This is a genomic window from Actinomyces succiniciruminis (assembly GCF_900002405.1).
In the GTDB taxonomy this organism is placed as follows: Bacteria; Actinomycetota; Actinomycetes; order Actinomycetales; family Actinomycetaceae; genus Actinomyces; species Actinomyces succiniciruminis.
On sequence record NZ_LK995543.1, the window covers coordinates 1 to 12,376 of the forward strand.

At 71.1% G+C, this 12,376-nt stretch carries 14 protein-coding genes; 8 read left to right on the forward strand and 6 right to left on the reverse strand.

The genetic code is table 11. From position 1 onward, the window contains the following. The 4 genes from BN1056_RS14375 to BN1056_RS14390 all read left to right on the forward strand — a co-directional run. A partial coding sequence (locus BN1056_RS14375; protein ID WP_210582416.1) for a hypothetical protein occupies nt 1-518 on the forward strand: 518 nt, incomplete at its 5' end. Nucleotides 519-520: 2 nt separating this feature from the next. Next, nucleotides 521-1,135, forward strand: coding sequence for a recombination mediator RecR (gene recR / locus BN1056_RS14380; RefSeq protein WP_073333801.1), 615 nt, complete (start codon nt 521-523; stop codon nt 1,133-1,135). A gap of 183 nt (nt 1,136-1,318) precedes the next feature. Then, nucleotides 1,319-2,872 carry an aspartate kinase gene (locus BN1056_RS14385; protein WP_210582394.1) on the forward strand — a complete coding sequence of 518 codons (1,554 nt, stop codon included), beginning with the start codon at nt 1,319-1,321 and terminating at the stop codon, nt 2,870-2,872. Further along, nucleotides 2,869-4,014, forward strand: coding sequence for an aspartate-semialdehyde dehydrogenase (locus BN1056_RS14390; protein WP_210582396.1), 1,146 nt, complete (start codon nt 2,869-2,871; stop codon nt 4,012-4,014). Before BN1056_RS14385 ends, BN1056_RS14390 begins: the two co-directional genes overlap by 4 nt. Nucleotides 4,015-4,077: 63 nt before the next feature. Here the strand turns inward: BN1056_RS14390 and BN1056_RS14395 are convergent, their stop codons facing one another. Continuing rightward, nucleotides 4,078-4,788, reverse strand: a complete 711-nt coding sequence (locus tag BN1056_RS14395) for a GNAT family N-acetyltransferase (RefSeq protein ID WP_210582398.1) — start codon at nt 4,786-4,788, stop codon at nt 4,078-4,080. 192 nt (nt 4,789-4,980) lie between these two features. After that, nucleotides 4,981-5,925, reverse strand: coding sequence for a GlxA family transcriptional regulator (locus BN1056_RS14400; protein ID WP_210582400.1), 945 nt, complete (start codon nt 5,923-5,925; stop codon nt 4,981-4,983). A 160-nt stretch (nt 5,926-6,085) separates the two neighbouring features. On the opposite strand from BN1056_RS14400, the gene BN1056_RS14405 reads away from it, so the two are divergent. The 4 genes from BN1056_RS14405 (at nt 6,086) to BN1056_RS14420 (ending at nt 9,100) form a co-directional block, all read left to right on the forward strand. Further along, nucleotides 6,086-6,730, forward strand: coding sequence for an isochorismatase family protein (locus tag BN1056_RS14405; protein WP_210582402.1), 645 nt, complete (start codon nt 6,086-6,088; stop codon nt 6,728-6,730). Between the two features lie 323 nt (nt 6,731-7,053). Further along, nucleotides 7,054-7,434 carry a thioredoxin gene (gene trxA / locus BN1056_RS14410; protein ID WP_210582404.1) on the forward strand — a complete coding sequence of 127 codons (381 nt, stop codon included), beginning with the start codon at nt 7,054-7,056 and terminating at the stop codon, nt 7,432-7,434. A 217-nt stretch (nt 7,435-7,651) separates the two neighbouring features. Beyond that, a complete protein-coding gene (locus BN1056_RS14415; protein WP_073333842.1) occupies nt 7,652-8,146 on the forward strand; it encodes a Dps family protein in 495 nt (164 codons plus the stop codon). Between the two features lie 57 nt (nt 8,147-8,203). Next, the gene (locus tag BN1056_RS14420; protein ID WP_210582406.1) at nt 8,204-9,100 is read left to right on the forward strand and encodes a macro domain-containing protein; all 897 of its coding nucleotides are present in this window, start codon (nt 8,204-8,206) and stop codon (nt 9,098-9,100) included. Here the strand turns inward: BN1056_RS14420 and BN1056_RS14425 are convergent. From BN1056_RS14425 to BN1056_RS14440, 4 genes are all read right to left on the reverse strand, one after another. Next, complete coding sequence (locus tag BN1056_RS14425) at nt 9,088-9,345, reverse strand: PspC domain-containing protein (protein WP_210582408.1); 258 nt, start codon at nt 9,343-9,345, stop codon at nt 9,088-9,090. The two genes, BN1056_RS14420 and BN1056_RS14425, sit on opposite strands and share 13 nt — an antisense overlap. A 192-nt stretch (nt 9,346-9,537) precedes the next feature. Further along, a complete protein-coding gene (gene hemL / locus BN1056_RS14430) occupies nt 9,538-10,959 on the reverse strand; it encodes a glutamate-1-semialdehyde 2,1-aminomutase (RefSeq protein WP_210582410.1) in 1,422 nt (473 codons plus the stop codon). 81 nt (nt 10,960-11,040) lie between these two features. Then, nucleotides 11,041-12,135, reverse strand: coding sequence for a porphobilinogen synthase (hemB, locus tag BN1056_RS14435; RefSeq protein ID WP_210582412.1), 1,095 nt, complete (start codon nt 12,133-12,135; stop codon nt 11,041-11,043). 47 nt (nt 12,136-12,182) lie between these two features. Next, nucleotides 12,183-12,376: uroporphyrinogen-III synthase (locus BN1056_RS14440; protein ID WP_210582414.1), on the reverse strand; the 194-nt coding region annotated here is incomplete at its 5' end.

Consider the following 12,376-nt stretch of genomic DNA (forward strand, 5'->3'; position numbering starts at 1 on the left):
ATGCCGCCCCGCTCGCGACCGTCCACCGGCTGCGTCCGCTGCCGGAGGTGCCCAAGCCGGCGTCGTCCCCCGTGCCGGAGTCGCCCGGCTCGCCCGAGCCGGACTCGAGCCCCAGCACGCCGTCCGCGCCGGACCCCGTGGGTGCCGTAGACCCGGACCCGGCGCGGCCGCACCGGCTGGCACCAGTCGCCTGGGACGCCCCGGCTCAGACCTTCTCCGATGGTGTGCCCCTGCCCGAGGAGCCCGGCGACCCCGATGGTCCGGAGGACCTCGGTCCACAGCCCGGGCCATCGCGGCTGTCCGCCGCCCAGGCCGCCGCCAGAGCGGCCGCCCGCGGCGGGGCCCGCAACCACAACGGCGGAGCTTCGACTCCCGCGCACCCCGCCCTTGAGGACGACCTGCCCAGCGAGGACGACGAGGACGCCGAGGAGGCCGGCGTCGTCGGGCTGGAAGTCGTCAAACGCCTCCTGGGCGCCACCGTCCTGGAGGAAGTCACCGTGACCCAGGAAGGACACTGACCTTGCCCGCAGCCTACGAAGGCGCACTTCAGGACCTCGTCGACCAGTTCGGCGAACTGCCCGGCATTGGCCCCAAATCCGCCCAGCGGCTCGCCTTCCACATCCTGTCCGCGGACGCCGAGAGCGTCGAGCGGCTGGTGGAGGCACTGCGGGCCGTCAAGTCCCGCGTGCACTTCTGCGTCACCTGCGGAAACGTCGCCGAGGAGGAGCAGTGCGCCATCTGCCGTGACCCGCGCCGCGACCGGCGGGTCATCTGCGTGGTGGAGGAGCCCAAGGACGTGGTCGCCATCGAGCGCACCCGCGAATACCGGGGCCTGTACCACGTGCTCGGCGGTGCCATCGACCCGATCAACGGGGTCGGCCCGGACGACCTGCGCATCCGCGAGCTGTTCGCCCGGGTGGGGGACGGCTCCGTGGAGGAGGTCATCCTCGCCACCGACCCGGACGTGGTCGGCGAGGCGACCGCCGCCTACCTGACGCGCATGCTGCGCACCATGGACGTGCCCGTCTCGCGGCTCGCCTCCGGCCTGCCCGTCGGCAGCGACCTGGAGTACGCGGACGAGGTCACCCTCGGGCGCGCCTTCGAGGGACGCCGCCGGATCGACGAGGAGAGCTGAGTCGGGAGCCCGCCCACGCCACCGGCCCCGCGCCCACCTGGTGGTCGCCGTAACCCGCCGTAACACACGGACCGTATGCTTGGGCCAGACGCCACGCCGAGGACGCCGGGACGCCCCGCGCGGGCGCCCGCCGAATCGGTGTCGGCAACGACCAACCGGCAGCACAACGGCAGGAACCCCCACATGGCACTGGTCGTGCAGAAATACGGAGGCTCATCCGTCAGCGACGTCGAGGCGATCCGCCGCGTCGCCAGGCGCGTCGTCGCCACCCGCAAGGCGGGCAACACCGTGGTGGTGGTCGTCTCCGCCATGGGTGACACCACCGACGACCTGCTGGACATGGCCGACGCCATCTCCGCCAAGCCGCCCGCCCGCGAGATGGACATCCTCCTGTCCGCCGGCGAACGCATCTCCATGGCGCTGCTGGCCATGGCCATCGGCGAGTTGGGCGTGCCCGCGCGCGCCTACACCGGCGCCCAGGCCGGCGTGCTCACCGACTCCAAGTACGGGCGCGCCAGCATCGTCGGCGTCCTTCCCGAGCGCATCGCCCGCGCCATTCAGATGGGGGCGGTCGCCGTCGTAGCCGGCTTCCAGGGCATTAACGAGGTGGAGGACGTCACCACCCTGGGGCGCGGCGGCTCCGACACCACCGCCGTCGCCCTCGCCGCCGCCCTGAACGCGGACGTCTGCGAGATCTACACCGACGTCGACGGCCTGTTCACCGCCGACCCGCGCATCGTCCCCACCGCCCGCCGCATCGAGGCGCTCTCCAGCGAGGAGACCCTGGAGATGGCCGCCAACGGCGCCAAGATCCTGCACCTGCGCGCGGTGGAGTACGCCCGCCGCTTCGGCGTGCCCCTGCACGTGCGCTCCTCCTTCTCCGACAAGACCGGCACCTGGATCTACGACGGCCGCCGCGAGGGCGCCTTCATCCCGCCCCTCCTGCCCGGGGCCGACTACGACGCCCCCTCCGCCCCCACGCCCGCGCTCGCCTCCGGTGTCCCCGCCGATGCCTCGGCACCGCCCGCTTCGGTTCCTGCCGCCTCGGTGCCCGGTCGACCCACTCGGGCACCCGCCGTTGATGCCGTCACTGGGCGCGTCGTCGCACCCGATGGTGCCCTGCCGCCCGACGGCGCCTCCGTGGGTGCCGCCCACACCAAGGCCGTCAACGCCCGCGCCCAGGCCCGCCCGCACCCGTCCGCCCAGGAGGATCACGTGGAAGCCCCCGTCATTTCCGGTATCGCCCACGACCGCAGCCAGGACAAGATCACCCTGGTCGGCGTGCCCGACATCCCCGGCGCCGCCGCCCGCATCTTCGAGATCGTGGCCCGCGCCGACACCAACATCGACATGATCGTGCAGGACGTGTCCGCGGAGGGCACCGGCCTGACCAACATCTCCTTCACCTGCCCCGACGGGGACTCTGCGGCGGCCCGCGCCGCCCTGGAGGCCGCCCAGGACGAGCTCGGCTTCAAATCCCTGCACTTCAACCCCAACATCGGCAAGCTCTCCCTGGTCGGCGCCGGCATGCGCTCCCACCCGGGCGTGTCCGCCAAGCTCTTCGGCGCCCTGAGCGATGCCGGGATCAACATCGACATGATTTCCACCTCCGAGATCCGCATCTCGGTGGTGGTGGACGACGCCGTACTCGACGAGGCCGTGCGCGCCGTCCACTCCGCATTCGGCCTCGACGCCGAGGCCGCCGAGGCGGTCGTCTACGGAGGTACCGGACGATGAGCAACCCCAGCAACCAGAACCGCCAGGCCGCTCAAGCGGGTGCGGGTGAGTACGTGGGTCCCGCGGGCCAGTATGTAGGCCCGGAGGACGGCATCGCCGTCGCCGTCGTCGGCGCCACCGGGCAGGTCGGCCGGGTCATGCTCACCATGCTCGCCCAGCGCGACTTCCCCGCCCGCAGCCTGCGCCTGTTCTCCTCCGCCCGTTCCGCCGGGAGCATGCTGGAGTTCCGGGGCGCCCGCATCGAGGTGGAGGACGTGGCCACCGCGGACCTGACCGGCATCGACGTGGCCATCTTCTCAGCCGGCGGGGCCGCCTCGCGCGAGTATGCGCCCCGCTTCGCCGCCGCCGGCGCCGTCGTGGTGGATAACTCCTCCGCCTGGCGCCGCGACCCCGACGTGCCGCTGGTGGTCGCCGAGGTCAACCCGGAGGCGCTGGCCGACCGCCCCAAGGGCATCATCGCCAATCCCAACTGCACCACCATGGCCATCATGCCGGCCCTGAAGGTGCTGCACGAGGAGGCCGGGCTCCGGCGCCTGGTCGCCTCCACCTATCAGGCCGTGTCCGGCTCCGGGCGCGCCGGGGTGGCGGAGCTGGCCGGGCAGGTGCGCGCCGCCGTCGAGCAGGGGCAGGACATCGAGGGCCTCGCCCTGGATGGGCGGGCCGTCAGCTTTCCCGACCCGAACGTGTACGTGGACACCATCGCCTTCAACGCCGTCGCCTGGGCCGGGAACGACGCCGGCGACGGCTCCGGGGAGACCGACGAGGAGCAGAAGCTGCGCAACGAGTCCCGCAAGATCCTGGGGATCCCGGACCTGCGCGTATCCGGCACCTGCGTGCGCATCCCGGTGTTCGCCGGGCACGGCGTGTGCGTGAGCGCCGAGTTCGAGCGTCCCCTCGCCCCCGAGCGTGCCATCGAGTTGCTGCGCGCGGCCCCCGGCGTCACCTACGACGACGTGCCCAGCCCGCTGAAGTCCGCCGGCCGCGACGGCACCTTCGTGGGTCGGGTGCGCGCCGACGGCGCCTGGGACGACGGCCACGGCATCGCGCTGTTCGCGGTGGGTGACAACCTGCGCAAGGGCGCCGCCCTCAACGCCGTCCAGCTCGCCGAACTGGTCGCCGTGGAACTGCGCCGAGGTCGGTAGATCTTACGTGCCGAGGTCGGTTGAAGTGGTTGCGGCGTCCATTGTCGGGCGGCCTCCTGCCACTCACGCGGAAGCTGGTTCGGCTTCCGGCACCTCGTCGGCGTACAGGTACACCTCAACGTTCTCCGGCAGCCCGGGCACGTCCAGCCGCAGCTCCCGGGTTGCGGCGCGCGTCAGGGCCTGCCGTTCGCAGAACTCGTAGCCGCAAAGCGAGTCCGTGTACAGGAAGAAGTCCTTGCGGCCGTGGGCGCGCAGGTGCTCCATGAAACCGTCGTACAGCCGGGTGCCGATCCCGCGTCCCCGACAGGCGGGATGCACCGCGAGCAGAGTGATCTCGTCGGTGAGGGCAGCGCATCTGCCCATCAGCACGTCCTGCCGCAGTTCGGCGCGGCGATAGTCGAAACCGAATGCCTGCGTGAGTGTGTCCCACTGCGGCATTCCCGCCGTCGCCAACCAGGCCATCCCGGCGAGCCTGTGGGCGTGAACGAGCGGTTGGGCCGGAAGCGGGGGCTCGTCCTCGACACGGCCCATGATCACGCCCATGACCCGCTCGGTGCCGGACGCCTCGTCGCCGTCGCCCTGAGCGTGGTCGGTGGCGACGGCGACCTGCGCGTAGGTGGAGGCGAGCAGGCATTCGGACAGGAACACCTCCGCGGCGGAGCGCTCGAGGTACGGGCGAGGGGCATAACAGCGGATGTTGAAGGCGTCGAGGACAATCGCCATGACCCCCTCGGCGTGCCGGGGCTCGTAGGGGCGGTAGGTAGTGGTGGACATCGTGCCTCCTGGCATTGTCGGAACTAGCGTTCGTCGATGCGACGCTAGGTAGCCGGCCTGGGCGGCTCCGGGGAGGCGCCTTCGTGTTTCCGACGTCGCCGAGAAGGGCGAGGCGCGGACACTCGGTTACGCCGGTCTGCAACGCCAAAGTGGCGTAAAACGATCTCGAGCTTATGAGGCGGACGGGTCAACCTAGTCTGTGCGGAAGTTGCGGCGGTAGACGGACGGACTGGTTCCGGTCACCTGGTTGAAGGCCTGACGCATCGTGACGACGCTGCCGAACCCGCACTCCTCTGCCACACGTTCAATTGGCAGCGAGCTAACCTCCAGTAGATCCCGGACAGCGTCGACTCTGCGAGACCTCACCCAGGCCGCGGGCGTGGTCCCCGTCGCGGTGCGGAACCGTCGGATGAGAGTGCGGGCACTCATGTGTGCGACTTCGGCCAAGCGCTGGACCGATAGCTCCTCGTCTAGGTGGGCGGTGACCCACTCCATGAGTCGGGCGACGGTGTCATCCCCGGGATCACTGGGAAGTGGCCGCTCGATGTACTGCGCCTGCCCTCCCTCACGGTGCGGGGCAACCACCATCGTGCGTGCCACGCTGTTCGCGGCCTGCGCGCCGAGGCGGGAACGTACGAAGTGCAGGCAAGCGTCGATCGCCGAAGCAGTGCCCGCTGACGTGAGCACGTCGCCGTTATCCACATACAGCGCTGCTTCATCCACTATGACGGTCGGGTGCAGTCGCGTGAATTCGCTCATGGCACGCCAGTGTGTGACTGCACGCCGTCCGTCGAGCAGACCGGCTTCGGCTACGGGGAATGCCCCCAGGCACAGGCCGAGGATTGTGGCTCCGCGGGCGTGTGCCTGTCGCAGCATTTTGACGACGCCGGCTCCGGAGGGGCGTCCGTCGTCGTACCACGAGGGGATGACGACAACGTCGGCCTCTGCAGCGCAATTCGGATCGGAGAGACCTCCGAGGTCATAACCCTCCAGCGTACGAACCGGCCCTGAGGCGTCCGTGAACAGGAGGGGACGCCAATCGGCGAGTCCCAAGCGCGACACCGTACCGAACACCATTTGCGGTGACGCGAGGTGGAACATGGAGACCCCATCGAAGGCGTAAATGGCTACCCGCATTCGGCTCCTTTCCGGAAGGGAGACTGGCGGACCCCAGGTGGCGCGAATCCATCGTAGCGTGGCAAAGGCGCCACTTGGCTCGGGTGAGCTAGAGCTCGACGATGGTGCGGCCGGGACCGACCCGGTATGTCGAGACATCGGTACCGACCAAGGAGAAACCATGGAGATCGCACCTCGCCGCGCCCTCATCCTCGTGGACGTACAAAACGAGTACTTCAACGGTCCGCTGAAGATACGGCGTCCCGATCCAACGAGGTCGTTGCCGCAAATCCTCCGGGTCGTCGATGGGGCCAATGACGCCGACATCCCGGTGGTCTGTGTGCGGCATATGGCAGTTCCGGGCGCGCCGGTCTTCGACCCGGCCCGTCCGGGGCATCGGCTCCATGAGTGCGTTGAAGCCCGGAGGCTGTCTTCTTGGAAGGACCTGGAGAAACGACATGCCTCGATCTATGCGGGTACGGGGCTGGCGGAATGGTTGCGGGAACTCGCTATCGACACAGTGACCTTGGTGGGCTACCAGAGCAATAACTGCATACTCGCCTCCGCGGTGGAGGGGGAGGCGCTCGGATTTGCGACGGAGGTGTTGTCGGACGCCACCGGCGCAATCCACATCTCCAATGACGTGGGGAGTATCGATGCCGGAACTCTTCATGAGGCGCTGATGACGTTGCTGCACTCGAACTGGGCGACGGTCATGGACAGCGACAGCTGGCTCCAAGCCGTGAGTGAGGGCGGGAGGCTTCCGCACTCCAACCTGGTCGTGTCAGCGCTAAGGGGCGCGGAACTGTTTGATGATGCGCCGTGACTTCCGAATCAGGCCTGTCGACCGGATCGCTGCCCCGCCCGGGTGGTCCCTAGGTGACTCGAGAGAGAGTAGCTCGCCCCTCGCCACCTCCACCGACCTCGGTACGTAACTTCCGCCGACCTCGGTGAGGGAGCGCACTCGGGTGGGATGGCCACGCCGTCGGAATACCTCGGCATCTAGGACGGTTGTCCCAGGCGCCGGCGGTGCGGGATGCGCCGCCGGGGGACGGCTGGACCGCAGTCGTCCGCACAGCCGCACGATCGCACGACCGCGTGCTCGGCGGACAACACCACCAGCCACCTAAGAACTCGGAAGGAAGCCTCATGGCCCCCAAAGACATCACCGGCGCAGAGTTCAACCAGATCGTACGCGGCGAGGGCATCACCCTCGTCGACTTCTGGGCCTCCTGGTGCGGCCCGTGCCGCCGCTTCGCGCCGGTATTCGAGAAGGCCGCGGAGAACAACCCGGACATCACCTTCGCCAAGGTCGACACCGACGCCGAACGTGATCTCGCCGGCGCCCTGGGCATCTCCTCGATCCCCACGCTGATGGTCTTCCGCGACGACGTGCTCGTCTACCGCGAGCCCGGCGCCCTGCCCGCCTCCGCGCTCGACTCGCTGATCACCCAGGTCCGCGAACTGGACATGGACGAGATCAAGCGCAAGATCGCCGAGGAGGAGGCCGCCGCCCCTGCCGAGGCCTGACCGGCGCCGCACGAAGCCCCGGGCAGCCGCCCGGGTGCGCGCTGCCTCCGGCGGATTGAAACCGCCTGGAATGCCGCTGTACAACCGCCCGACGACGTCGCCTCGAGCCGCGTCGTCGGGCGGTTTTTCAACGCTCTGGGCATTGCGGATCCGCTCAGGTTTCCTCACGAGCGATAAGCCCTACCGTTCGAACTATCGTGATTGTAAACTTCAAGCCATGAGCAAGCACCAAGTCAAGAACCCAGCCGTCATCCCCGCCTTCACCGCCTCCGAGTCCCTCGCCGCCGACCTGCAGCGCGCCCTGGTGGACATCACCGCGCTCAGCCTCGTCGGCAAGCAGGTCCACTGGAACCTGGTCGGTCCCAACTTCCGCGACCTGCACCTGAACCTGGACGAGGTTGTCGACATCGCCCGCGAGGGCTCCGACGAGCTCGCCGAGCGCATGCGCGCCATCAACGCCTTCCCCGACGGCCGCCCCGGCACCGTCGCCTCGCAGACCACCGTCCCGGAGGCGCCCGAGGGAGCCGTCATCACCGCCGACGCCGTGGACTACATCGTGTCCGCCATCAACGCCGTGGTCACCACCCTGCGTGACATCCACGACGCCGTCGACGAGGCCGACCCCTCCTCCTCCGGCATCCTGGAGGACTACACCCAGCGCCTGGAGCAGCAGAGCTGGTTCCTGTCCGCTCAGAACTACTCCGCCAACTGATCCGGGCTGCGGCGCGAGCCACCGCCAATCGCGCGGCGCCGCGCCTAACCTGAGCGCATGCCGCACGCCCCAACCGCCGACGTCGCCCGCCTGCAACGCCTCACCCGGCACTTCGCCACCGAGGCCGTCCAGGCCGGCGACGTCGCCGCATTCCCGCCGCCCGCCGCCCTCGCCGAGCTCCCGCCCGTGGAGCTGCGGCGGCTGCTGGACGGGCTGCTCACCATCCGCCCGCCCCGCGAGATCCCCGACGACGACGTCCGGGAGGACCTGGACGAGATGCTCGCCGCCGAGGCCGCCCAGCGCGTGCACGACGCCGGTGCCCCCGACGCCCTGACCCTGCCCATCCTGGCCGCCACTCACGGGGTGACCGGCAGGCTCGGCGAGCACGTCGCCCTGTGGCGCGGCGACCTGACCACCCTGCGCGCCGGCGCGATCGTCAACGCCGCCAACGCGCAGCTGCTGGGCTGCTTCGTCCCCGGGCACACCTGCATCGACAACGTGATCCACGCCGTCGCCGGGCCCGGCCTGCGCGCCGAATGCGCCGCCTACATGGACGCCCGCGACGGTCGCCCGGAGGAGACCGGCCGCGCGCTGCTCACCGCCGGCTACCACCTGCCCGCCGCGCACGTGGCTCACACCGTCGGCCCGATCGTCGACGGCGGCCGCCCCACCGACGCCGACCGCGCCCTGCTGGCCTCCTGCTACCGGAGCGTGTTGGACGCCGTGGACGACGCCGGCCTGGACTCCGTGGGCCTGTGCTCGGTGTCCACCGGTGTCTTCGGCTACCCCAAGGACGAGGCCGCACCGCTCGTGCTCGACACCCTCGATGACTGGCTGCGCGCCCACCCCGAATCCGAGTTGCGGATCGTCATCTGCGCCTTCGCCGACGTCGACGTCGCCGCCTACGAGACCGCGCTCGCCGGCCGGGGCGGGAGCGGGGCTCAGCACTCGTAGGGGCCGGGCATGAGCACCCAGGCGGTTACGTAGACGACCCACATCGGGCCCGGCAGCACCGCCAGGGCCAACGTCGCCAGCCGCACCAGCGTGGGGCTCACGCCCCAGTACTCGGCAAGGCCTCCGCACACGCCCGCCACCAGGCGCCGGTAGGACCGCCGCGGCAGCCGCGAGCGCCACGACTCGGTGCGCTGAGAGAAGTACGGTTCGTGGCCGTAGGGATCGGTCGGACGCTGCTGTGTCATGTTGTCAGCCTGCCCGCCCCGGAACGATTCCGGTATCCGGGACCATCCCGATGCCACCCCGGTTCTGGCAGCTCGGTGGACCCCTTAGGCGCGATTGGACCGCCCACACGCGGTTGGACCCCTGTAGCCGGCGGCTACCGCGGTCCATCGGGGGAATAGGGGTCCACCGGGGGAATAGCGGTCCAACTGGCTTTAGTTGGGCCGCGCGGCGGCCGCCGCCCGGGCTGCCGCCGGTGCCGCCGCCGCGATGCGCTCGACCTCGGCGTCGCCGTGCGCGGCGGAGACGAACCAGGCCTCGAACACGCTCGGCGGCAGCGCCACCCCGGCGTCGAGGAAGGCGTGGAAGAACGGGGCGAAGCGCCACGTCTCCTGGGCGCGGGCGGCGTCATAGTCGCGCACGCCCTCCGCGGCGGCCGCGGGGCCGAACATGACGGAGAACAGCGAGCCGGAGTACTGCACCCGGTGCGGCACCCCCTCATCCTCCAGGGCGGCGCCGACGATCGCCCCGAGCTCGCGGGCGCGGTGCGCGACCGTGGAGTACACGCCATCATCGGCCAGGGCGAGTGTGGCCAGGCCGGCGGCCGTCGCCAGCGGATTGCCGGAGAGCGTGCCCGCCTGATAGACGGGACCGAGCGGCGCCAGCAGCTCCATCACGTCGGCGCGGCCGCCCACGGCCGCCAGCGGCATGCCGCCCCCGATCACCTTCCCGAAGGTGAACAGGTCCGGCACCCAGGCCGCCCGCTCGCGCCAGTTGGCGTCGTTCCCGTCCGGGCCGCCGGGCCAGGAGGGGGAGGGCTGCGTGCGAGCACCCGGATCGGCCACCTCCGCCTCCCAGCCGTCGACGGCCTCCAGGCCCCAGAATCCCGCCGGACCCACCCGGAAGCCGGAGAGCACCTCGTCGGCGATCATCAGGGCGCCGTGCTCCGCCGTCACCCGGCGGATGACCGCGTTGAAGCCGGGCGCGGGCGGAACCACGCCCATATTCGCCGGCGCCGGCTCGGTGATGACCGCGGCGATCTCCTCCCCGCGGGCGGCGAAGCACGCCTCCAGGGCGTCCACGTCGTTGTACGGCAGGACCAGTGTTTGCGCGGCCACCGCCTCCGGCACTCCGGCAGAACCCGGAAGCCCGCCCGTGGCCACGCCCGAGCCGGCCGCCGACAGCAGACCGTCGCTGTGACCGTGGTAGCAGCCGGCGAACTTCACCACCAGGTCGCGGCCCGTGGCGCCGCGTGCCAGCCGCACCGCGGTCATGGTCGCCTCGGTGCCGGTGGATACCAGCCGCAGCCGCTCCACCGGCGGCACCCGGCGCCGCACCGCCTCGGCCAACTCGGTCTCCGCGGCGGTGGGCGCCCCGAAGGACAGTCCCCGGGCGGCAGCCGCCTGCACCGCCGCCACCACCTCCGGATGGGCGTGGCCGAGCAGCGCCGGCCCCCAGGAACCGACCAGGTCCACGTACTCGCGCCCCTCGGCGTCAGTAACGCGCGCGCCGTGGGCGCTGGTGATGAAGGCGGGCGTGCCGCCTACCGAGCCGAAGGCGCGCACCGGGGAGTCCACGCCGCCGGGGATCACGGCGCGGGCGGCGGCGAACAGGTCGGCATTGGTGGATGACGGCATATGGGCTCCTGAGCTGGTTGCGGTCTAGGTCGGTTGCCTGGCGGCAGCCTACGGCCTTGTGAATGCGGTTCTCGGACACTTTCACCGCTGCGCGTGCAGTCGCTCGGCCACCTCGCGCGCCCAGTAGGTCAGCACGCAGTCCGCGCCGGCGCGCACGATCCCCAGCAGCGACTCCATGATGACGCGCTCGCGGTCGATCCAGCCGTTGGCGGCGGCCGCCTCCACCATCACGTACTCGCCGCTGACCTGGTAGGCGGCCACCGGCACCGGGCTGGCCGCGGCCACGTCCGCCAGCACGTCCAGGTAGGGGCCGGCCGGCTTGACCATCACCACGTCGGCGCCCTGCTCCACATCCAGCAGCACCTCCCGCAGCCCCTCGCGGCGGTTGGCGGGATCCTGCTGGTAGGTGCGCCGATCACCCTTGAGGGTGGAGCCGACCGCCTCCCGGAACGGCCCGAAGTAGGCGGAGGCGTACTTGGCCGAGTAGGCCAGGATGGTGACGTCGTCATGCCCGGTTGCGTCCAGGGCGGCGCGGATCGCCGCCACCTGCCCGTCCATCATGCCGGAGGGGGAGACCATGTGTGCCCCGGCCTCCGCCTGGGAGACGGCCATCGCCTGGTAGAGGGCGAGCGTGGAGTCGTTGTCGATCTCACCGGCGCGGGGGTCCCCGTCGGGCCGCACCAGACCGCAGTGGCCGTGGGAGGTGAACTCGTCCAGGCAGGTGTCGGCGCACACCACCAGCGCGTCCCCGACCTCCGCGCGCACCGCGGCCACCGCCCGGTTGAGGATGCCGTCCTCGGCCCACGCCTGTGAGCCGGTCGCGTCGCGCGTGGCGGGCACCCCGAACAGGTCGATGGCGCCCACGCCCGCCTTGGCGCAGGCGGCGGCCTCCCGCCGGATCGAGTCCAGCGTGTGCTGGACGACGCCGGGCATGGCGCCGATCGGGGTGGGCTCACCGATGTCCTCGCGTACGAAGGCCGGCAGGATCAGCTGGGCCGGGGCGATGCGGGTCTCGGCCACCAGCCCGCGCAGGGCCGGCGTGCTCCGCAGGCGCCGGGGGCGGACGGTCGGGATGGCGGGTGCGGGCACGCCGCGCGAGGTGAGCAGGTCGGCGGCCGGGGATGTGGCGGGGTTGCGCGGGTCGGGCAGGGGCAAGGTGGATGTTGTCTGGGTCATTGCAGCAGCCTCCTCAGGCATGCGGGCGAGTGGTGGAGGATGTGATTTCAGTGTGGTGGATCCGGCAGCGTCGTGGTTAAGGCGTCGCGGATCGCCTCCGGGGTCGGGCGGGCCGCCACCGCGTCCACGCGCAGTCCGGCAGCGCGCGCGGCCGCGGCGGTCGGGGCGCCGATGGCGACCACGCGCGTGGCGGGCGGAGGCGGCCCGACCAGGCCGAGCAGAGCCCGTGTGGAGGAGCCGG